Source organism: Mycobacterium sp. Panama NTM2, from assembly GCF_054355555.1.
Genome location: NZ_CM135953.1, coordinates 3,076,138 through 3,101,788 on the forward strand (window position 1 = coordinate 3,076,138; position 25,651 = coordinate 3,101,788).

General features: G+C 69.7%; 1 pseudogene. It reads left to right on the top strand.

Going from position 1 to position 25,651, the window contains the following annotated elements:
• Window positions 1-25,602 (top strand): annotated as a pseudogene (locus ACXYX3_RS14600) (non-ribosomal peptide synthetase); the annotation flags it as partial.
• Window positions 25,603-25,651: the final 49 nt, after the last annotated feature.

Below are 25,651 nucleotides of genomic sequence, written 5' to 3' on the forward strand. Positions count from 1 at the left end.
CTGCTCGACCAGTGGAACAACCACTCGACGCCCGATCGGCGCACGACCGTGCCCGCGCTGCTCGCGGCGCGGTGGGGACAGACCCCCGACGCCGTGGCGATCGTCGACGGCACCCGGCGGCTGACGTACCGCGAGCTCGAAACCCGGGTCGCTCAGCTGGCGCGCACGCTGATCACTCGCGGCTTCAATACCGAAGACGTTGTCGCGGTGGGCCTCCCGCGGTCAGCGGAGATGGTGGTCGGCGTGCTCGCTGCCATGGTGGCCGGTACCGCGTTCGTCCCCGTCGATCCCGCGTGGCCGGCACATCGCCGGCGGCAGGTGCTGGCCGACGCCGGCGTGCGGTGCGCCCTCATCACGCCCACCGACGCAAGCGACTGGGACGTCGACACCGTCGCGGTCGATCTCGACGAGTGGCGACTGGCCACTGAGCCGGCCACCGTGCCGGAGGTGCAGATACTGCCAGGAGCGCTCGCCTACGTGATCTTCACGTCAGGATCGACGGGCACACCCAAGGGCGCGATGATCCGCCACGAGGCGATCGCCGAGCGGCTGCTCTGGCAACGCGACCATGTCCTCGGCTTCGGCCGTGACGACGCCTCGCTGTTCAAAGCCCCTCTGTCGTTCGACATTTCGGTCAACGAGATCCTGCTGCCGCTGATCAGTGGCGGCCGTGTCGTGATCGCCGCGCCGGACGCCGAGAAGGATCCGGAGTACCTGCTCGGGCTCATCGCCGCTGAGCGGGTCACGTTCGTGTACCTGGTGTCCTCAATGCTGGACACGCTGCTCGAACTCGACCGGATCGCCATCGCCGACGGCGCTCCCGGCGCGTTGGCATCGCTGCGGCACGTGTGGTGCGGCGGCGAGGTTCTGACACCCGGTCTGTTCGCCCGGTTCCGGCGCCAGCTCGACACCACGCTCTATCACGGGTACGGACCGGCCGAGGCGACCATCGGTGTCTCGCATGTGATCTATCGCGAGACCGCCGAGCGGATCGCGACCTCGATCGGGCGGCCCAACCCCCACACCCAGCTCTACGTCCTCGACGACGCGCTGCGACCGGTCCCGCCCGGTGTCGGCGGCGAGCTCTACGCCGCGGGATTCCTGCTGGGCCGCGGTTATGTCAACGCATCCGCGATGACCGCATCCCGCTTCATCGCGAACCCGTTCGATGCCGACGGGACACGCATGTACCGCACCGGAGACCTGGCGCGGTGGACCGAGGACGGCACTCTCGAATTCCTCGGCCGCGCCGACAACCAGGTCAAGATCCGCGGTCGCCGCATCGAACTCGAGGAAATCGAGGCCCACCTCGCCGACCATCCCGCGGTGCGACGCGCCGTCGTCACGGTGCACCGGCAGGGCACCGCGGACCGGCTCGTCGGATATCTGCTCGCCGCACCGGGGGTGGCGAACGACCCGACGCTGCACGACGACATCCGGCGATGGGCGCTGTCCCGGCTCCCCGAGTACATGGTGCCCACCGATTTCGTCGCGCTCGATGCGATCCCGCTGACTGCCAACGGGAAAACCGACCGTGCGGCGCTGCCGGCCCCGCCGGTACCCCAGGGCGTTCAGCAGGGGCGGGCACCCCGGAACACGCGGGAAGAGGTGCTGTGCCGGGCGTTCGCCGAGGCCCTCGAACTCGAGGAAGCTGGAATCGGCATCGACGATGACTTCTTCGGTCTCGGCGGTGACAGCATCGTCGCGATCCGTGTCGTCGGGCGGGTGCGGGCCCTGGGATTCTCGCTGCGACCCCGCGACATGTTCGCCCACCGCACCGTGGCCGCGCTCGCACCCCTTCTCGTCGACGCCGCACCGGTGCCCGCGGACCGGAAGCCGATCGACACGACCGGGCCCGTGCCGGCAACGCCGATCCTGAGGTGGCTCGACGAGATGGCCGCGACCGGCGGTGGATCGACGATGCATGGCTTCTATCAGGGCATGTCGTTGATCGCACCGCCCGATCTGGACGGACCCACGGTGCGGCGGCTGGTCGACGCGGTGGTGGCCCGCCACCCCGTGCTGTGGGCCTCGACACCGGGACCGGCTGCGGAGCTGGAGATCCCGAGCGGGCCGCCCGAGACCCCGCTTCTCACCGGCGCACTGGCCGATGGCGTCTCGGCTATGCGTGACCGCCTGGTCGAGTGCCTCGACCCCGCTGCCGGCATCGTGGTGGCGGTCGGCTGGCTCGTCGCCGACTCTGGTCGGGGTCGGCTCGTCGTGGTCGCACACCACGTCGTCGTCGACGGCATCTCGCTGCGCATTCTGGCCGACGACTTCGCCGCCGCCCACCGTCAACTCGCCGCCGGCGACGAGCCCACCCTGCCGCCGACCCGTACCGCGTTCCGGTCGTGGGCCACGCACCTCGCCGACGCCGCGGCCGAGGGTGTGTTCGACGACGATCGCGCGTACTGGCGCGATGCCGTACGCGCCGAGACACAGTGGTTGGCTGCCTCTCTCGATCCGGTCCGCGACACCGTGTCCACCGAGTCGAGCCTCACGGTCGCGCTGTCGTATGCGGCCACCGAGGCGGTGCTGTCCGCGGTACCCGAACGCATCCACGGCCATGTCAACGACGCCTTGGTGGCCGCGCTGTACCTCGCGGTGCGCGCCTGGCTCGCCGACCGTGGCGTCGACGACCCCGAGGCGCTCACGATTGAGATGGAGGGGCACGGCCGCGAGACCGGCCGAATCGGCGACATCGACCTCTCCGACACCGTCGGTTGGTTCACGACACTGTACCCGGTGGTGCTGCGCGACAACGGAACTGACTGGCGCAGCGCCCTGGCTGGCGGGCCCGCGCTCGGAGCGGCCGTGCGCACGATCAAGGACCAGCTGCGCGCCGTTCCCTCGCATGGCCTGAGCTACGGCGTGCTGCGTCACCTCCGGGGTGCCACCGACCTGGCCACCGCTCCGCAGGTGCTGTTCAACTATCTCGGCCGCTTCGACGCGGCCGACCGGCCATGGGCGTTCGACGGGGCGTTGGAAGGCCGCGACCCCGCGATGCCGTTGCCGCGGCTGCTCGAGATCAACGCCGAGGCCGCCGACACCGGAAGCGGGCCGGTGTTGCGCGCCACCTTCAGCTGGCCGGGCGCCCTCCTCGACACGGCCGACGTGCAGGCTCTTGCCGACCGGTGGATCCGGCTGCTGGAGTTGATCGCGGCGAGCGACGACGTTCGCGGGCACAGCGCTTCGGATTTCGACAAGGTCGCCCTCGGTGACCGCGACGTCGTCGAGCTCGAGCACCGCTATCCCGGTGTCCACGAGGTGCTGCCGCTGACGCCCGTGCAGCAGGGCATCTACTTCCATTCGACGTTCCGCCGGCACGCCGACCCCTACATCGTGACGCAGATCGTCGACATCCACGGTCCGCTCGACGTCGAACGCTTCCAGCGGGCCACCGACATCGTCACCGCGCGCCACCTCGCGCTGTCCGCGGCGTTCGTCACCCTGGCCGACGGCACGCCCGTCGCCGTCCACGCACCTCCTGCCGCACCCGATTTCCGCGTCGTCGACGCCACCGACGCCGCCGAGGCCGACGCTGTTGTCGAACGCTGCGCGGCCGAAGACCGGCACCACGGCTTCGACCTGACCCGCCCGCCATTGACCCGGTACACGCTGGTACGCCGCGGCGCTGAGCGGACCACGATGGTGCAGACCGTGCACCACCTGGTGGCCGACGGCTGGTCGGTGCCCGTGGTGCTCAACGACCTGCTGACCGCCTATAGCGACGATGGGTTCGATTCGCGTGCACTGTCTTTCGCCGACTTCGTTACCTGGCTCGGTGATCGTGACGCCGTCGCCGATCGCGCCGCGTGGGCGCCGGTGCTCGCCGGGATCGACGGTCCGACCCGACTGGCCGCGGCCGACGGCACCGTGGCCGACACCGCCGCCGGGTTCGGCCGCCGCGACCTTACGCTGGGTGATCGGCAATCTGTCGCGGCGGCCGCTGCCGCCGCGGGCGTGACCGTCAGCACGCTGCTGCACACGGCGTGGGCGCTAGCCGTCGGGCGGCTGACCGGGCGCACCGACGTGACGTTCGGGTCGGTGGTGTCGGGGCGCGACGGGGACGTACCCGGGATCGAACAGATGGTGGGACTGCTGGTCAACACCGTCACCGTCCGGGTGCCGTGGGCGCCTGACGAGCCGGCGCGCAGCGTCGCCGCGCGACTCGGCCGGCGCGAGGCGGAGCTACTCGGACATCATCATCTCCCCCTGACCGAGGCGCACCGCCTCTCCGGCCTCGATGAACTCTTCGACTCCCTCGTCGTCATCGAGAATCTCGGCGCCGCAGACATTTCCGTCGGTGATCTCCGGATGGGCGACATCCGGGTCGTCGAAGCCCCGCACTACGCGCTGACCGTCATGATCACCGTCCGCGATCGGCTCTCGCTCACGATCACCAACGCGCGCAGCCACATCTCCGATGCCTTCGCCGACACCGTCGCCGGCGTGTTCGCCGGCGTGCTGGCGGCGATGGCGGCCGATCTCGACGTGCCGTGTGCCCGCATCGCGATCGCCCGTCCCGCCGAGCCGGCGACCGGACTCGAGGCCGGCACCCTGACCGGCCTTCTCGAATTCGCCGCCCGCAGTTATCGCGCCGACGTCGCGCTGCAGACCGCCGACGGCACGACGACATTCGGGGATCTGCGCGAGCGCGCCGGCGCGATCGCCGCCCGCCTGGTCGACGCGGGAATACAGCGCGGTGACGTGGTGGCGCTGGGCATGTCGCGGTCAGCCGATCTCGTCGCGGGCCTGTGGGCGATCACGCTCACCGGCGCGGCCTACCTCCCCGTCGACCTCGGATACCCCGCAGCGCGTATCGCGTTCATGCTGGGCCACGCTCGGCCACGCGTCGCGCTCGTCGACGACGCCGGCCGCGAGGTCATCATCCAAGCGCTGCCCGAGCAGACCGCGCTGGTCGAGGTCGGCACTATCGGTGCGGCCCAGCAGGACATCACCCCCGCGCCTGTCGGCCCGGGCGATGCGGTATCGGTGCTGTACACCTCGGGGTCGACCGGAGAACCCAAGGCTGTGGTCGGCACCCATGGGGCGCTCGCCAATCGGCTGCGGTGGGCGCTGACCGCCTGGCCGGCGCAGCGCCGGCTGGCCAAGAGCTCGCTGTCGTTCATCGACGGCACCACCGAGTTGCTGGCGGGCCTGGCCGCCGGCGCGTGCACCGTGCTCGCCGACGACCGAGCCAGTCGCGACGGACGCGCCCTCGCGGCCCTGATCGCCGACCACGACGTCGAGCAGATGCTCGCCGTGCCATCCCTGGCCGCCGCGCTCGCCGACGAGTACCGCGACGACGTGGCCGGGGTGCGCCGGTGGATCGTCAGCGGTGAGCCGCTGACCCCGGCCGACCTCGCCGCGCTCGGTGACACCGGTGCGATCGTCGTGAACTCCTATGGATCGTCGGAGGTGACCGGCGATGTGCTCGCCGGCGAGCAGCACAACGCCACCGTCACCCTCGGCGCGACGGTCCCCGGCGCGCACATCCGCATCCTCGACCGGCACCTGGGTGACCTGCCCGCCGGAGCGATCGGCGAGATCTTCGTCAGCGGAGCGCAATTGGCGCGCGGATACCTGGACCGGCCGGCGCAGACCGCGGCCCGGTTCGTCGCCGCCCCGGGTGGCGGTCGGATGTTCCGCACCGGCGACCTGGGCGCCTGGCAGCCCGACGGCACCGTCGCCTTCGCCGGCCGCTCGGACGATCAGCTGACGGTCAACGGCCATCGTGTCGAACCCGGCGAGATCGAGACCGCGCTGCTGCGGCAGCCCGGTGTGGCCGACGCGGCGGTGGTCGGCATCGACGCCACCGTGGCGGCGGTGGTCGTGACGGCAGCGCAGGGCCCGAGCCCGGACGACCTGCGGGCGGCGCTGAGCCGCGAGCTGCCCTCCTACCTGGTTCCGGCGACGATCACCGCCGTGCCGTCGATCCCGTTGCTGCCCAACGGCAAACGTGACCACACGGCGATTCGCGCCGCGGTACGGCCGCAGCAGGCGACAGCGAATGTGGCTCCTGCCGACCATCTGCAGCAGGTGATCGCCGAGACCATTGCCGCCGTACTCGGTGCCGAAGCGGAGCTCATCGGAGCGGACACGGACTTCTTCGCCGCCGGCGGTGACAGCATCGGGGCGATCCGGCTGACGAGCAGACTGGCCCGACAGGGTGTCTCGGTCACCGCCGAGGACGTCTTCCGGGGCCGCACGGCGATCGGGATCGCCGCACTGGCAGCGGAGGTGACCGCGGCACAAAAGGATTCCGTGCCGCGGTTCGGCACGGTCCGGCTGTCGCAGGCGACACTGCAGCGGCTCACCGCGGCGGAGTCGCTCGACGACATCTGGGGCCTCTCACCGCTGCAGCACGGTGTGTACTACCAGTGCACGCTCGGTGACACCCCCGCGATCACCTATATCGCGCAGAACGTGTTCACCGTCGATCACCGTATCGACGTCGCTGCGCTGCAGGCGGCGTTCACCGCCCTGCTGGCCCGCCACCCCCAGCTGCGTGCCGGGTTCCGCAGTGTCGACCATGCCGAGCCCGACCCTGCCCCCGACGCCAGCGCGGTCGTCCAGGTCGTGCTGACCGCACCGCCGGCGTCGGTGAGCGTGGTGGATCTCGCGGACCGTGCGGCGCACGATGCCGCCACCGCGCTGCACTCCGTGATCGACGCGGACCGCACCACGCCCTTCGATCTCGGTGCCCCGCCGCTGCTGCGCCTCACCGTGGTCCGGCTCCCGGGCGGCCAGGACCGGATGCTGCTCACCTACCACTTCCTGCTGTTCGACGGCTGGTCCCGCGAACTCGTCCTGCGAGAGCTCTTCGCTCTCTACGAGTCTCGTGGCCGACACGGTGCCATCACGCCGCGTCCCGGGGTGGTCACCGACTACCTGCGCTGGCTCGATCGCACCGGCGAGACCGACGCGATCGCCGCCTGGACGGGCCTTCTCGCCGGGCTCGACGAACCCACCTCGGCAAGCGGACACCGGCCCACCGACGCACCCGTCGACACCGAACCCGGCCGCATCGTCGTCGCGGTCGACGAAGCCGTCACCGCGCGGCTCGACGACACCGCTTCGGCGCTCGGCGTCACGCTCAACGCGGTCGTCACCACCGCCGTGGCCGTCGTGACCGGGTGGTACGCCGGCACCACCGACACCGTCGTCGGAACCACCGTGGCGGGACGCCCGGGCGAGCTCGCCGGGATCGACGAGACGATCGGGTTGTTCCTCAACACGGTGCCTGTGCGCGTCGCGTTGGCACCGGCGATGACGCTGGCCGACGTGGTCACCGCGATCGCCGAGCAGCGGCTGACCATGATGGCCCACGACCACCTCGGACTGGGGCAGATCCAGCGGGCCGCCGGGCAATCCGGTGCGGCGCTGTTCGATTCGCTGGTGGTGCTGCAGAACTTCCTCGCCGACGGCACCTTCACCGATCTGGATGCCGCGCACGGCATCGTCGATGTCGACTACCACGACACCACCCACTTCCCGCTGACCTGGGTACTGACCCCGGGACGTCGCCTGACCGTGAAGCTCGAGCACCGCGTGGTCGGCGACGAGCGCGCCCGCGAGATGGTGGACACCCTGCTGGCCGCGCTCGAGGGACTGGCCGACGCTCCGGCCACGATGCTCGGCGCCGTGCGTGTACCGACTTCGCCGCAGCGCCACGCCGAGCCACGCGCCGTCGAGCCGGTCACCATCGCCGAACTGCTGACGCAGCAGGCGCGCCGGCGCCCCGACGACATCGCGCTCGTGTTCGGCGATGTAGAGCTGACCTACCGCGCGTTCGACGCAAGGGTCAACCAGCTGGCCCGCGTGCTGCGCCGACAGGGCGCGCTACCCGAAACCTGTGTCGCGCTGGCGCTTCCGCGTTCCATCGACATGGTGGTCGCGTTGTTTGCCGTACTGCGCGCCGGTGCCGCATACCTGCCGCTGGAACTCGACCTGCCGCTGGGCCGGCTGCGCACCATCATCGCCGACGCCCGCCCCACGCTGCTGCTCACCACCTCGTCGCAGCCTGAGCTGGCCGACTGCGGCGCCGAGCACGGCGCACACGTCATCGTGCTCGACGACGCGGCCACCCGCGCCGACATCGCCGCCACAGCCGCAGACCCGCTGACCGCCCCCGAGCTCGGCGACTTCGCCGGCGGGGCAGAGCGTCTGCAGCATCCGGCCTACCTGATCTACACCTCGGGGTCCACCGGCACACCCAAGGGCGTCATCACCGGGTACGCCGGGTTGACGAACATGTACTTCAACCACCGCGAGGCGATCTTCGCCCCCACCGTGGACCGCGCGGGCCGGGACCGGCTCGACGTCGCCCACACCGTCTCGTTCTCGTTCGACATGTCGTGGGAGGAGCTGTTCTGGCTCGTCGACGGACACCGCGTGCACATCTGCGACGAGGACCTGCGCCGTGACGCGCCCGCACTGGTCGACTACTGCCGCGAACACGCCATCGACGTCATCAACGTCACGCCCACCTACGCCCACCACCTGATCGATGCCGGGCTACTCGACACCCGCCCCCCGGCGCTGGTGCTGCTGGGCGGCGAGGCGGTCAGCGAACACGTCTGGTCGGTGCTGCGCGAGCATCCCACCACAACGGGCTACAACCTCTACGGCCCGACCGAATACACGATCAACACCCTCGGCGGCGGAACCGACGCCAGCCCGACCCCGACGGTCGGCAGCCCCATCTGGAACACCCGGGCCTACGTCCTGGACCAGGCGATGCGGCCGGTGCCCGACGGCACCGTCGGTGAGCTCTACATCGCCGGAACGGGATTGGCGCGCGGCTACCACCGCCGCGCCGCACTCACCGCCGCGACCATGCCGGCCGACCCGTTCGTGGCCGGCGGCCGGATGTACCGCACCGGCGACCTCGTGCGACGCCGCCCCGACAGCGGACTGCTCGACTACCTGGGCCGCGCCGACGACCAGGTGAAGATCCGTGGTTACCGCATCGAACCGGGCGAGATCGAGGCGGCTCTTGCCACATTGCCGGACGTCTCGCGCTGCGCGGTCGTGGTCCGCACCCGGGCCGGTGATCCGCCGGTGAAAAGTCTGGCGGCGTACGTGATCCCCGTCGACCGGTCGCTTGCCGCCACCGAGATGGCGGGCCGGTTGCACGCGCAGCTCTCGTCGACGCTGCCCGCATACATGGTGCCGACCCGCTACGGCGTGGTCGACGCGCTGCCGCTCACGGTCAACGGCAAATTGGATGTGTCGGCTCTACCGGAGCCCGTCGCCCCGACGCGGCAACAGACCAGGGGTCCCCGCAGCGAGCGGGAAGCTCGGCTGCTCGAGATCGTCTCGGCCGTCCTGGATCTCGACGGGATAGGACCGGACGACGACTTCTTCGCCCTCGGCGGCGACAGCATCTCGTCCATCGCGCTGTGCGGCCGGGCGCGTTCGGCAGGGCTGCACATCACCCCCCGCGACGTGTTCCGGCGCCGCACCGTCGCCGCGCTCGCCGCGCTCGCCGAGGCCGCACCGACGACAGCCGACCCCCTCGGTGGGCTCGACCTCTCGGCCACGGGCGATGTGGCGCAGACCCCGATGCTCGCGGAAACCGTTGCAGCACAGACACCGCTGACGAACTTCTACCAGTCGATGGTCTTCAGCACACCCGCCGCCCTCACCGCGACGGGTCTGCGCGACATGCTTGCCGCACTGCTCGACGGGCACGGCATGTTGCGCGCACGGCTCCGCGACGGCACCGACGGCTGGCAGCTGACCGTTCCCGAGCGGGGGCCGGACCCGGCCGCGATCCTCACCGTGGCAACCGCCGAACTCGACGCGACCACGATCGCCGCGGCGACCGTCGAGGCGGCGTCCCGGCTGTCTCCCGCCGACGGCGTGATGGTGCAGGCGCTCTGGTGGAACGCCCCGCACGGACCGGGCCAACTCTTGGTCGTGATCCACCACCTCGTCGTCGACGGTGTCTCGTGGCGGATCCTGGCCGACGACCTGCGTCGGGCCTGGACCCAGGTGGAATCCGGCACGCAGCCCCGCCTCGAGGCGGAACCCACGCCGTTCCGCACCTGGTCCGAAGCGCTGAGCAGTTGCGGCCGTTTCGGCGATCAAGCCCGGTACTGGGCGGACGTGCTGGCGACGGCGGACCCTGATCTGGGCGCACGCCCCCTTGATCCGTCAGTCGACCTGGCGGACACCGTTGCGACGCATACCTTCTCGCTGTCCCGCGACGTCAGCGCCGCCGTGTTGTCCTCAGTCCCGGCGGCATTCCACGGCAGATCCGACGACGCGCTGCTCGCGACGCTGGCGATGGCGCTGCATCACTGGCGCAGCAGCCGCGACCGCGCGGCCGGTTCGCCGACCGTCGTCAACGTCGAAGGCCACGGTCGCGAAGCTGAGTCGGTCGACCTGCCGCTGGATTTGTCCCGCACCGTCGGCTGGTTCACCTCGATCTACCCGGTCCGCCTGGACCCGGGCGAGCTGACGTGGTCCGACGTGTTGGCTGCCGGGGACCGCCTGGCCGCCGCGGTGAAAACGGTCAAGGAGCAACTGCGGACCGTGCCGGACCGCGGCATCGGCTACGGCGTGCTCCGGCACCTGAGCGCCGACCCGGATCTCGCCGCGCCGGCGCCGCAGATCCTGTTCAACTATCTGGGCCGCTTCGCCGGCGGCAGCGGACGGGACTGGGATCCCGTGCCGAGCATCGGCACGCTACGAGAAGGGGTGGACCCCGCCAATCCCGCGGTGGCGCTGGAGATCACCGCGCTGGCCGAAGAGTCGAGCGACGGCCCGACCCTCGGCATCACGCTCGCCTTCCCTCAGCAGCTTCTCGACCCCGACGCCGTCGGCGAGCTGGCCGACCTCTGGCGCGCCGCGCTGGAGGCGGTCGCGCGCTGCACCTCGCTGGCCGGCCGCACACCGTCGGACTTCCCGCTGGCGCAGCTCAGTCAGACCGATGTCGACACGCTGGAGCGCAACGGTCGGGTCGACGATGTCCTTCCGCTGCTCCCCCTGCAGCAGGGCATGTACTTCCACTCGGTGTTCGGCGGGGGTGCCGACACCTCTGGCAACACCGCCCCGGATACCTATCGCATCCAGCAGATCGCGACACTCTCGGGCCCCGTCGACCCGGATGTGCTGACGCGCGCGATCCGGCGTGTGGTGGACCGTCACCAGGCACTGCGGGCGAGTTTCACCGAACTGGAGGACGGCCGCCTGGCACAGGTGATCTGGTCTGACGTCGAGGTCGAGATCGCCACGGCCACCGGCGATCTGGCCGAGGTGGACGACATCGCCCGCCGGGAACTCGCTCGCCCCTTCGATCTCTCGCACGCACCGCTGGTGCGCTACGTCCTGGTCTCACTTGCCGAGAACGACCACCGGCTGATCCAGACGATGCACCACATCATCGCCGACGGCTGGTCCTATCCGGTGATCTTCGGCGACATCGTGGCCGCGCACAACGCCGCGCTCGGGCGGCGGGCCGGCCTCGACCCGGTGCCGGTGACGCTGCGGGACCACGTCGAATCCGTACTGGCCCGCGACCACGGCGCGGCGATCGACGCGTGGAGCGAGACCCTGCGAGGGGCCACACCCACGCTCTTACACGGCGATCGGGGCGCGACGGCAGACGGCGAGCACCGCAGCAGCACCCGCCGGTTGTCGGCCGAGCTGACCTCCGCGCTGATACGGGTCGGCCGCGACCGCGGTCTGACGATGTCGGCCATCGTGCACGGCGCCTGGGGAATCCTGCTGGGGCGACTGCTCGATCGCCGCGAGGTGGTGTTCGGGTCCACGGTCTCGGGCCGCGACGGTGACCTGGCCGGCATCGAGACCGTGGTCGGGTTGCTGATCAACACGATCCCCGTCGCGATGTCGTGGCAGCCCGACACGTCGCTCGGCGCGGCGTTGACCGATATGGCCGACCGACAGAGCGGTGTGCTGGATGCCCACCATGTCGGCTTGACCGAACTCTCCCGTCTCGCCGGTGCCCGGGAACTGTTCGACACCCTCGTCGTCGTCGAGAACTTCCCCACCATCTCGTCGCAGCATCGTCCGGAGCTGCTGTCGTTCGACGGCTTCGTCGGCACCGACGCCCCGCACTATCCGGTCGCCGTGATCGCCTACCTGGGCGAGGAGCTGGTCATCGAGATCTCCTACGACGCCACGGTCGTCGACCGCCGCCAGGCCGACCGCTACGCCGACCACCTCGAAGTGGTCCTCACCGCACTGGCCACCGACGCCGACACCACCATCGGCGCGCTGGAACTCGGGACCCCCGGTGATACCACCGTCGTGGAACCGACCGGATGGACTCTGGCACAGGCGTTTTCCGACATGGTTGCTCAGCACGGTGACGCTGTCGCGGTCACCGGGGAGAACGGGTCGCTGACCTATGCCGAACTGGATGCGCGGGCCACCCGGGTCGCGGCCACGCTGAGTGATCTCGGAGTGCGCCCCGAATCGCGGGTGGCGGTCGCCGTGCCCCGCTCACTCGATCTGATCGTCGCCCTGATCGGTGTCGTCAAGTCCGGCGGTGCGTACGTTCCACTGGATCCGGACTCCCCGGAGGCGCGGCTGCGCCACATCCTGACCGACGCGGGCCCGGTGTGCGTACTGACCGATCGGCACGACCGGGTGCCCGAGGTGGGTGTACCGGCCGTCGTCCTCGCCGACATCGCTGCGGACCCGGGTCACGACGCATCGCCCGAGGTCCACCCGGAACCGGCGCTGGCCGACCACACGGCCTATGTGATCTACACGTCCGGATCGACCGGGGTCCCCAAGGGGGTGGCGGTCAGCCACCGCAACGTCGCTGCGCTGTTCGCGGCTGCAGCGGAGCGTTTCGACTTCACCGCCGACGACGCCTGGACGATGTTCCATTCCGCGGCGTTCGACTTCTCCGTCTGGGAGATGTGGGGTGCGTTGCTGCACGGCGGACGCCTGGTACTGGTCAGCGGCGCCGACGCGCGGGACCCGGAACGCTTCCTGGGGCTGCTGGCCGCGCAGCGGGTCACCGTGCTGAACCAGACGCCGTCGGCGTTCTACCCGCTCATCGACGCCGAGGACCGCATGCGCCCCGACCTGGCGCTGCGCTACGTGATCTTCGGCGGGGAGGCGCTCGACGCGTCACGGCTCGACGGCTGGCTGCACCGCGGGCCCGCCGGGCCGCAGCTGGTCAACATGTACGGCATCACCGAGACGTGTGTGCACGTCTCCCATCGCCCCCTCACCCCCCGGGATGCCGGCGAGCGTGGGGTGATCGGCGATGCACTGCCGGGCCTCACCGCGCATCTGCTCGACGAGCAGCTGCGGCCCGTTCCCGTGGGCGTCGTGGGCGAGATCTACGTCGCGGGCGATCAGGTCGCCCGCGGCTACATCGGCAAGCCCGGGCTGACCGCGAGCCGATTCGTCGCCGACCCGCACGGAGCCGGTCGCCGGTTGTACCGCAGCGGAGACACCGCAATGGCCACCGCCACCGGCGAACTGGTGTACGTCGGCCGCTCCGACCACCAGGTGAAGATCCGCGGCTACCGCATCGAGCTCGGCGACGTGGAGACCGCGCTGGCCGCCCTGCCCGACGTCCGCAACGCCGCCGCGGCGGTGCACACCGACGAGTCGGGGCGCACCACGCTGATCGGATACCTCGTCACCACCCGGCCGCTGGCCATTGCGGAACTCAAACGCACACTGCAACAACGCATTCCGGACTACATGGTGCCGGCGGCGTTCGTCACCCTGGAGGACCTACCCTTGACGGTCAACGGCAAGCTCGACCGGGCCGCCCTGCCCGCTCCCTACGGCGCCACCACCGTCGCCGAGCCGGCGACGCGCGATGCCGCCGCGCGGATCGCCGAACTGTGCAGCGAGATCCTGCGCGTCCCCGTCGGCGTGAACGACGACTTCTTCACGATGGGTGGCGACAGCATCGTGGCCATCCAGCTCGTCAACCTCGCCCGGCGTGCCGGCATGCGCATCACGCCGCAGCAGGTGTTCGCGGCGCGCACCCCGGCCGCGCTCGCCGACGTGGCCGATGTGACCGCGGCGGATCAGCCCGCGCCGGCCGTCTCCCCGTCGACCGAACCGACCGGCGAGGTTCCTCTCCCGCCGATCGTGCTGCGGCAAGCCGAACTCGGCGGCACCATCACCCGGTTCAACCAGGCCCAGATGCTGCGCACGCCGCCCGGCCTCACCGTCGACGTGCTCGACGCAGCGCTGCGGGCCGTCGTCGAACGCCACGACGCACTCCGGATGCGCTTGCTGCGGCCGGCGCCGACGCTGTGGTCATTGGAGACGGCCGAAGCCGCGGCGGTTCCGCTGACGCGCATCGACGCATCGGCCATGACCAGCGACGAACTGGCCGAGGCGATCGCCGTCGAATCGGATGCCGCGACGGGCCGCCTCGATCCGGAAGCGCAGGCGATGCTGCAGGCGGTGTGGTTCGACCGAGGCCCTGACGCTCAGGGTCGGCTGATCCTGGTCGTCCACCACCTCGCCGTCGACGCGGTGTCCTGGCACATCCTGGTCGACGACCTCGCCGATGCGTGCCGCGACACCGGCAGTCGGGCCCTACCCGCTGTTCCGACGTCGTATCGCGCGTACGCGCGCGCCGTCACCGAGGAGGCGCAGCGCGCCTCCCGGCTCGCGGAGTTCGAGCACTGGTCGGCCACGTTGGCCCCCGGCGGGGAACTCGACCCGGAGGCACTCACCGTGGGCCTCACCGTCGGGGCGACCCGTGACCATCACGTGGTTCTCGACGTGGCCGAGACCGTACCGCTGCTCACCACCGTCCCCGAGCTGGCCAACGCCGACGTGACCGAGACGCTGCTGACCGCTTTGGCCCTCGCGGTGAACCGGTGGCGCCGGGCGGCCGGCCGGGCCACCGACGCAGACCTCGTCGTCGACATCGAACGCCATGGACGTGACCGCTGGGGCGGCGACGTCGACCTGTCCCGCACCGTCGGATGGTTCACCGCCATCTCCCCGGTGCGATTGCGATGCGACGACGCCGATCTGGTGGCGGCCCTGCGCGATGTCAAGGAAGCCGTACGGGCGAGCGCCGACGGCGGCATCGGATTCGGGCTGCTGCGCTACTGCAATCCGCGGACCGCCGGGGCGCTCGGCCGGCTACCGGCGCCGCAGCTGCTGTTCAACTACCTCGGGCGCTGGTCCGCGGGCGACGCCGACTGGCAGCCCGCACCGGAACCGCTGCGCACCGATCCCGACCCCGACCTCGGCACCCCGTACCTGCTGGAGGTCAACGCCCACTGCGACGACACCGCGGACGGCCCGATGCTGCGTGCGGTCTTCACGTACGCCGACGGGGAGTTCTCCGAGCGCGACGCCACCGACATCGCCGGACACTGGGTGAACGTTCTGCAGGAACTCGGCGCAACAGCCGGTTCCGCCGATCGCACACTGACACCGTCGGATCTACCCCTGGTCACCCTCGACCAGGATCAGATCGACACGGTCCTGGCCGCCGTGCCCGTCCCGGTCGAGACGATCTGGCCGCTCTCGCCGCTACAGCAGGGCGTGTACTTCCAGGCACGCTATTCGCCGGCCGCGGTGTACATCGTGCAGAACGTCTTCGACATGGCCGAACCCGTCGACATCGACGCACTGCGGAGTGCCTACGCGCTGGTGATGGCCCGCAATCCCGTTCTCCGGTCGGCCTTCTGGGCGGACGGCACGCCCGAACCGATCGCAGCGATCGCCGCCGATCCCCCGGTGGGCGTCGAGGTGCTCGACATCGCTGAGGCCACCGATGCGGCGGACATCGACGAGGCGCTCGACCGCATCACGCGCGCCGACCGGGAACGCACTTTCGACCTGTCGTCACCGCCGCTCGCGCGTTTCACCGTGGTACGCACCGGGCGGGCCGACCGTCTGATCTTCAGCTACCACTTCCTGCTGCTCGACGGATGGTCGCGCGAACAGCTGCTCAGAGAACTGTTCGCCGCGTATTCCGCTGCCCGCAAGGGTCAATCGGTGGATCTCCCTGAACCCACCGCGGACTTCACCGACTACCTCGCCTGGCTCGCTGGGCGGGACACAGCGGAATCCACGCGCCGATGGGCAGAGGCCCTGACCGGGCTGCCCGGTCCGTCGCTGCTCGTGCCATCAGCGGTCGGCACCGAACCGACACTCGCGCTGCGCCTGGAATTCCTGCTCTCCCCGGATCAGACCAGCGCGCTGCGCGCCAGGGCCCGGGAGTGCGGAGTCACCCTCAACGCGATCATCAGCACGGCGCTGGCGATGGTGATCAGCTATGAAACAGCCAGTGCTGATGTCGTTTTCGGGTTGACAGTGGCCGGCAGACCGACCGAGATCGACGGGATCGCCGACGTCATCGGACTGTTCCTGAACACGGTTCCCACCCGCGTGCGGCTGTCCCCCGAGCGCCGCCTGGACGACACCGTGCGCGCCGTGCAGTCCGACCGACTGGCCATGATGGACCACGAATACCTCGGACTGGGTGAGATCCAGCGCGCACTGGCAGGAACCCACGGTTTCGCTGCGGGGGCACCGCTGTTCGACAGCCTGTTCGTGCTGCAGAACTTCCTCGACGACGACACCTTCACCGACCTCGAAACCGAGCACGGCATCGTCGGTCACGACTCGGTGGACGCGTCGCACTATCCCTTGACGTGGGTCGCATCCCCGGGTCGCCGGCTGTGGGTCAAGCTCGAATACCGCCCCGACGTCGTCGGCCGCGCGCATGCGCAGCGCCTGCTCGACCGGCTGCAGCAGGTGCTGGAGTTCGTCGCGCTCGCGCGCGGCACCGATCCCCTGGGCACGATCCCGCTCGTGCTGGCCGACGAACACCGGCAACTCGCCGCGGCCGAGACCGCGACGGACCGGCCCCTTCCGGCGGCAGCGGTCACCGACCTGCTCGCCGACCGTGCGCAACAGTCACCTGAGTTGACCGCACTGGTGTGCGGAAACCGACGCGTCGACTACGCCGCCCTGCAGACGTCGATCAACCGTCTGGCCTGGCTGCTGCGGGACAACGGCGTCGGCGAGGGCGACACGGTGGCGCTGGCCATGCCGCGCTCGATCGACGCAGTCATCGCCCTGTTCGCCGTACTGCGCGCCGGTGCGGCCTATCTGCCGCTCGAACTGGACTACCCCGACGAGCGGCTACGGGTGATGCTCACCGACGCCGAGCCGGTCCACGTCCTCACCACGAGCGCAGTTGCCGAACGCATCGGGGGGTTTTCGGAGCGTCCTCAGCTGGTTCTCGACGATCCCGCTGTCGCAACGACGTTGGCGGCCGCATCCGCAGACTGGGACGGCTACACGCCGCCGCTCGACGCGCCGGCCTACCTGATCTACACCTCGGGTTCCACCGGCACCCCGAAGGGGGTCTCCACGGCGCACCGGGGCTTGACCAACATGCACCTCAACCACCGCGAGGCGATCTTCGGACCTGCGATCGAGCGTGCGGGCGGGCGCCGCATGCGGATCGCGCACACCGTGTCGTTCTCCTTCGACATGTCATGGGAAGAGTTGCTGTGGCTGATCGAAGGCCACGAGGTGCACATATGCGACGAGCAATTGCGCCGCGACGCCGTGGCTCTGGTGGCGTACTGCCAGGATCACGGGATCGATGTCGTCAACGTGACGCCGACCTACGCCTCACTGCTGTTCGAGCAAGGCCTGCTCGACCCCCCGCATCCACCCGTGCTGGTACTGCTGGGTGGCGAGGCGGTGTCGCCGAGCGTGTGGAATCGGTTGCGCGACAGCGACACCAGCTACGGCTACAACCTCTATGGACCCACCGAGTACACGATCAACACGCTGGGCGCCGGCACCGACGACAGCGCGACACCGACGGTCGGCGCACCGATCTGGAACACCCGGGTCTACGTCCTCGACGCCTGGTTGCGTCCGGTGCCCGACGAAGTGGCCGGTGAGCTGTACATCTCCGGGGCCGGTCTGGCCCACGGGTACCGGGGCCGAGCCGGGCTGACGGCCCAGCGCTTCCTCGCCAACCCGTTCCGGTCCGGCGATCGCATGTACCGGACCGGTGACGTGGTCCGTCGTCGGAGCGATGGCAACATCGACTACCTGGGACGGTCCGACGACCAGGTGAAGATCCGCGGCCACCGGGTGGAACTCGGTGAGATCGAGGCCGTGCTGCACGACCATCCCGCGGTGACGCAGGCCGCGGTGATCGCCGTGCCCGATCCGGCCGGTTCGCACCGGCTGCTGGCCTACGTCGTCGCCACCGGTGACGCCGATCTGCCGGCGCAGCTGCGCAGCCACCTGACCTCAGCGCTGCCCCAGCACATGGTGCCCGCAGCCATCGGCATGGTCGATGCGCTGCCGCTGACCGACAACGGGAAACTCGACATCCGTGCGCTGCCTGATGTCGAGATCGTCGTCGACTCCGGACGCGCGCCGCAGACACAGACCGAGCACGACCTGTGCGGCGTCTTCGCCGACGTCCTCGGGGTCGGGGTCACCGGGGTGGACGCCGACTTCTTTGCGCTGGGCGGGCATTCGTTGTCGAGTATCCGGTTGATCAGCCGGGTGCGGTCGCTGTTCGGTGTGGAGCTGTCTCTGCGTGATGTGTTCGACCACTCCACCGTGGCGGGCTTGGCCGACCTTATCGACAGCGCATCACCGTCGGAGCCGTCGCGCCCCGAGCTCGTCGCCCGCGAGCGACCGGCCGTGATCCCGGTCTCGGCCGCCCAGGAACGCATGCTCATCGTCGACCGGCTCGCCGAGACCGGAACGGTCTACAACTATCCGTTGATCGTCACGGTCGGCGAAGGCTTCGACGTCGCCGCGTTCACCGCGGCGGTCGGTGACGTGGTCGCGCGCCACGAAACCCTGCGCACGGTGTTCACCGAACACGACAGCGGATTCACCCAGACCATCCTGCCCCCCGACACCGCAACCCCCATCGAGATGCTGGACGACCGCCACGGGCCGCTCGAGGAGATCATCGCCCGCACCACCACCCACCGGTTCGACCTGACCCGACAAACACCCCTCCGCATCACGCTCATCAGCCACGCCGACGCAACCACCACCGTCGTGCTGCTGCTGCACCACATCACCACCGACGAATGGTCTGACGCACCCCTGCTGAACGATCTCGAGAACGCCTGCCTCGCCCGCCACGCCGGCCACCCACCCCAATGGGAACCGCTGCCCGTCCAGTACGCCGACTACGCCCTCTGGCAACGGGATCTGCTCGACCAGTCCGCCGACGAACACCTCCAGTTCTGGACCGACACCCTGCACGACGCCCCCGACGAACTCGCCCTGCCCACCGACCGACCCCGCCCCACCACACCCACCGGCACCGGCGGGAGGATCGCCGTGGAGCTGAGCACCGATGCCACCCTCGCTCTGCGGAACCTGGCGGCAACGCATCACGCCAGCATGCTCGCCGTGTTGCATGCCGCGGTGGCGGTTCTGTTACGCCGGCTAGGGGCGGGCACCGACATCGTGGTCGGTACGCCGGTCGCGGGCCGCGACGACGCCGCGCTCGACAACCTGGTCGGGTTGTTCGTCAACACCGTCGTGCTGCGCACCGATGTGTCGGGCGATCCCAGCTTCGCCGAGCTGCTCACCCGCATCCGCACCGACGATCTCGACGCCTTCGCCCACGCCGATCTGCCCTTCGACCGCATCGTCGAAGCTCTCAACCCACCCCGCATCGCAGGCCGCAACCCCCTGTTCAACGTCTTCATCGCCCACTACCGCAGAAGCGACGACGACACCACCGTGTTCGGGCTCCCTGCCCACTGGCCCGAATCCGCCCCCACCGCAGCCATGTTCGACATCGGCATGATGCTGACCGAACATCCCGACGACACCGCGACGCTCACCGTCGAGTACAGCGCGGACCTGTTCGACCGGGAGTCGGCGCTTGCACTCGGTCAGCGACTGAGTCGGGTCTGTGAGGCTGTCGCATCCGACGGGGGGACCCGCGTCGGCGACGTCGACATCCTGACCCCGCAGGAGCGCGAGCGCATCGTCGTCGAACGAAACGACACCAAACATGCTGTGCCGTCGGCAAGTCTGGCGGCGTTGGTGTCGGCTCAGGCAATGCGGACACCGCTTGCGACCGCCCTGTCCTTCGAGGGTGTCGAGGTGAGCTACGCCGAGCTCGACGCGTGGTCGGATCGGTTCGCCGCCCGGCTCCGTGACCGCGGCGCTGCACCAGGTGCGGTTGTGGGCATCCGCCTGCCCCGCAGTCTGGAACTCATCGTCGCTTTGATCGCCACCACCAAAACCGGCGCCGCGTTCCTGCCCCTGGACCCCGACTACCCCGCCGCGCGCCTGGACCACATGATCACCGACGCCGCACCCGCCGTCATCGTCGACGACACCGCCGACATCTCGGCCGCACAACACGATCCACAACCCGCACCCCTGCCACCAGCACACCCCGACTCCGTGGCCTACGTGCTCTACACCTCAGGCACCACCGGCACGCCAAAAGGTGTGGTCATTCCCCACACCGCCATCGTCAATCGCATCGCGTGGCTGCAGCACGCCTACCCACTCTCAGCCGAGGATCGCATGCTGGTCAAGACGCCGATCAGCTTCGACACCTCCGTCTGGGAAGTGTTCTGGCCCTTGATGGCCGGTGCCACCGCCGTGATCGCCCGCCCCGGCGGCCACCGCGACCCCCACTACCTCGCCCACACCATCACCGACCAACGCATCACCGCCATCGACTTCGTCCCCTCCATGCTCGAAGTCTTCCTCGACGAACCCACCGTCAGAAACTGCACCACCCTCACCCGCGTCACCGTCGGCGGCGAAGCCCTCACCACCGACCTCCTGCACCGCTTCCACCACCACCTCCCCCACACCCCCCTCCACAACCTCTACGGACCCACCGAAACCGCCGTCGACATCCTGGCCTGGACCTCCCACAACACCCCCCACGACGGACCCGTCGCCCTGGGCACCCCCGGGTGGAACACCACCACCTACGTCCTCGACGACCACCTCCACCCCGTCCCCGACAACACCCCCGGCGAGCTCTACCTCGCCGGACCCCAACTCGCACACGGATACCTCAACCAACCCCACACCACCGCAACACGATTCGTCGCAAACCCGTTCCAGCCCGGCCACCGCATGTACCGCACCGGCGACCTCGTCCGCTGGCGCAACACCCCGAACGGCACCCCCGTCCTCGACTACCTCGGCCGCACCGACGACCAAATCAAACTCCGCGGCATCCGCATCGAACCCACCGACATCGAAACCACCCTCACCACACACCCCACCATCACCACCACACGCGTCATCGTCCGCAACCAACGACTCATCGCCTACTACGTGCCCAACGGAGCGCCGGCGCAGGAATCACTGCACGACTTCGCCGCACGCCTTCTGCCCTCGCACATGGTGCCGACGGATTTCATTGCCATCGACGCGTTTCCCCTCACCCCGAGCGGGAAGCTCGACCGACGCGCCCTGCCCGATCCGACACCGGTCGCTGTCACAGGACGTGCTCCGATCACCGAGACCCAGCGTCAGCTGTGCGACCTCTTCGCCGCGGTTCTCGGCCGTGAAGTCGCCGACATCGATGCCGATTTCTTTGCTTCCGGCGGGCATTCGTTGTCGAGTATCCGGTTGATCAGCCGGGTGCGGTCGCTGTTCGGTGTGGAGCTGTCTCTGCGTGATGTGTTCGACCACCCCACCGTGGCGGGCTTGGCCGACCTCATCGACAGCGCGTCACCGTCGGGGCCGTCGCGCGCCGAGCTCGTCGCGCGTGAACGACCGGCCGTGATCCCGGTGTCGGCCGCCCAGGAACGCATGCTCATCGTCGATCAGCTGCCCGAAACCGGTGTCGCCTACAACTATCCGTTGGTGTTCACCGCCCCGGCCGCCTTCGACGTCGCCGCGTTCACCGCCGCGGTGGGTGACGTGGTGGCCCGCCACGAAACCCTGCGCACGGTGTTCACCGAACACGACAGCGGTTTCACCCAGACGATCCTGCCCCCCCATACCACGGCCCCCATCGAGATGCTCGACGAGGACGACGCACCTCTGGATGAGCTCATCGCGCAGGCCACCACCCACCGGTTCGACCTGACCCGACAAACACCCCTCCGCATCACGCTCATCAGCCACGCCGACGCAACCACCACCGTCGTGCTGCTGCTGCACCACATCACCACCGACGAATGGTCCGACGCCCCCCTGCTGAACGATCTCGAGAACGCCTACCTCGCCCGCCACGCCGGCCACCCACCCCGGTGGGAACCGCTGCCCGTCCAGTACGCCGATTACGCCCTGTGGCAACGGGATCTGCTCGAGCTGACCGCCGATGAGCACCTGCAGTTCTGGACCGACACCCTGCGCGACGCCCCCGACCAACTCGCCCTGCCCACCGACCGACCCCGCCCTACAACACCAACGGGCACCGGCGGTGCGGTGGAACTGGTACTCGACCCCGGCAGCGTCACAGCGTTGCGCGAGGTGGCCGCCGCAGAGCAGGTCAGCGTGCTGATGGTGCTGCACACCGCTGTCGCGCTCCTGCTGCACCGGCTAGGGGCGGGCACCGACATCGTGGTCGGCACCCCGGTCGCCGGCCGCGACGACGCCACTTTGAGTGACCTGGTCGGCTTGTTCGTCAACACCGTCGTGCTCCGCACCGACGTCTCCGGCAACCCCACCGTCGCCGACCTGCTCGGACGCACCCGCAGCGCCGATCTCGCCGCGTTCGCCCACACCGACCTGCCCTTCGACCGCATCGTAGAAACCCTCAACCCACCGCGAATCCCGGGCCGCAATCCCCTGTTCAACGTTTTCATCGCCCACCACCGCGACACCGACGACGACACCACCCTGTTCGGGCTCCCTGTCCGCTGGCACGAACACACGGCGCAGACCGCCATGTTCGATCTGGGCGTGACGCTGACCGAACAACCCGATGGCACTGCGACGATCGTCGTCGAGTACAGCGCCGACCTGTTCGACGGCGACACGGTGCACACCCTCGGCACCCGGCTGATGTCGGTGGTCGAGCAGATCGCCGGCGACCGCGACCGCCGCGCCGGTGACCTCGTCCTCGTCACGGCGGCCGAACGCCGCGCCCTCGCGACCCGCAACGACACTGCCCACCCGATTCCCGCGGCCACGCTGGGTGACCTCGTCCGCGCGCGCGTCGAGCAGGCACCCGAGGCTGTTGCGTTGTCCTTTGAGGGTGTCGAGGTGAGCTACGGCGAGCTCGACGCGTGGTCGGATCGGTTCGCCGCCCGGCTCCGTGACCGCGGCGCTGCACCAGGTGGGGTCGTGGGCATCCGCCTGCCCCGCAGTCTGGAACTCATCATCGCCCTGGTGGCCACCACCAAAACCGGCGCCGCGTTCCTGCCCCTGGATCCCGACTACCCCGCCGCGCGCCTGGACCAGATGATCACCGACGCCGCACCCGCCGTCATCGTCGACGACACCGCCGACATCTCGGCCGCACAGCGCGATTCGACACCAGGACACCTACCGCCAACCCATCCCCAGGCCGTGGCCTACGTGCTCTACACCTCAGGAACGACCGGAACGCCGAAGGGGATCGCCGTGCCGCACGCCGGCATCGTCAATCGCATCCTGTGGCTACAGCACGCCTACCCGCTCTCAGCCGAGGATCGCATGCTGGTCAAAACCCCCATCAGCTTCGACACCTCCGTCTGGGAAGTGTTCTGGCCCTTGACGGCCGGTGCCACCGCCGTGATCGCCCGACCCGGCGGCCACCGCGACCCCCACTACCTCGCCCACACCATCACCGACCAACGCATCACCGCCATCGACTTCGTCCCCTCCATGCTCGAAGTCTTCCTCGACGAACCCACCGTCAGAAACTGCACCACCCTCACCCGCGTCACCGTCGGCGGCGAAGCCCTCACCACCGACCTCCTGCACCGCTTCCACCACCACTTCCCCCACACCCCCCTCCACAACCTCTACGGACCCACCGAAACCGCCGTCGACGTCCTGGGCTGGACCTCCCACAACACCCCCCACGACGGACCCGTCGCCCTGGGCACCCCGGGGTGGAACACCACCACCTTCGTCCTCGACGACCACCTCCACCCCGTCCCCGACAACACCCCCGGCGAGCTCTACCTCGCCGGACCCCAACTCGCACACGGATACCTCAACCAACCCCACACCACCGCAGCACGATTCGTCGCCAACCCGTTCCAGCCCGGCCACCGCATGTACCGCACCGGCGACCTCGTCCGCTGGCGCAACACCCCGAACGGCACCCCCGTCCTCGACTACCTCGGCCGCACCGACGACCAAATCAAACTCCGCGGCATCCGCATCGAACCCACCGACATCGAAACCACCCTCACCACACACCCCACCATCACCACCACACGCGTCATCGTCCGCAACCAACGACTCATCGCCTACTACCTCAGCGACGCGCCCGAACCCGCCGATGCCGACACACTGCGCGCCTTCGCCGCCCGCGCCCTCCCCAGCCACATGGTGCCCGCGGCATTCATCCGGCTCGATGCGTTCCCCCTCACCCCCAGCGGCAAGCTCGACAAGAACGCACTACCCGAACCGGTTCTCTCCGCGAGCGCAGGGCGTCCCCCGAGCACCGAGCGGCAGCGTCGGCTGTGCGAGCTTTTCACCGACATCCTGGGTACGCCGGTGGACTCGGTCGACGCCGACTTCTTCGAACTGGGCGGACATTCCCTGCTGCTGGTCCGCCTGACGTCGGTCCTGCGCCGCGAGTTCGCCGGCGCTGCGGATCGCGTGTCCGTGGCCGACCTGATGGTCGCCTCCACCGTCGCCGCCGTCGACGACCTGCTGTCCGGGCACTCGGGCGGCGGAGCGCGAAGTTTTGCACCCGCGCTGCCGCTGCGGACCACCGGGACTGCGGCACCGCTGTTCTGCCTGCCGCCGGCCAGCGGCCTCGGTTGGCCCTACGCGGCGCTCAAACATGTTCTGCCGAGCGATGTCCCGCTCTATGCGCTGCAGTCTGCGCTGTTCTCGGGCGGTCAGCTGCCCGACGATCTGGCCTCGCTGGCGTCGGACTATGCCGACATCGTCGAGCAGATCGCTCCCGACGGTCCGGTCCGCCTCCTGGGGTGGTCGTTCGGTGGCGTTCTCGCGCTGTTGGCGGCGCAGGAGCTGCGGCGGCGCGGTCGGCTCATCGGCATGGTCGCCATGCTGGACTCCTACCCGGAGGTGACCGAAGCCGGCCGCGTCCACGATCGAGACGCCGTGCTGGCACGTGTGCTGGCGGAGATGGGTTTCCCTGTCGATCCCGAGGATCGCCTGACCGTCGAGCAGGCCGTCGAGCTGATGAAGGAACAGGGCGATGCCATCACCGTCCTCGACGACCGGCACGTGGCGGTGGCGATCGAGAACTACATCGCCGCAGAGCGTTTCACGGCGAACGCCGACTACGGTCACTACGACGGGAACGTCTTCTTCGTCGACGCCGCAGAAGAGGTCGATCAGTGGGGCACTGCGTCACCAGCGTGGCGTCGCTACATCGGCGGCGAGTTGACGGCGGTGTCGGTGCCGTTCCGGCATTCCGATCTGCTCGACATCGCGGCGCTCGAGGAGTACGGACCGGCACTGGTGGCGATGCTGACGCGCGGGGACGGGTCCTGACACGACGAACCCCGCCGGCATCGCGCCGGCGGGGTGTGTCGAGGTGGAT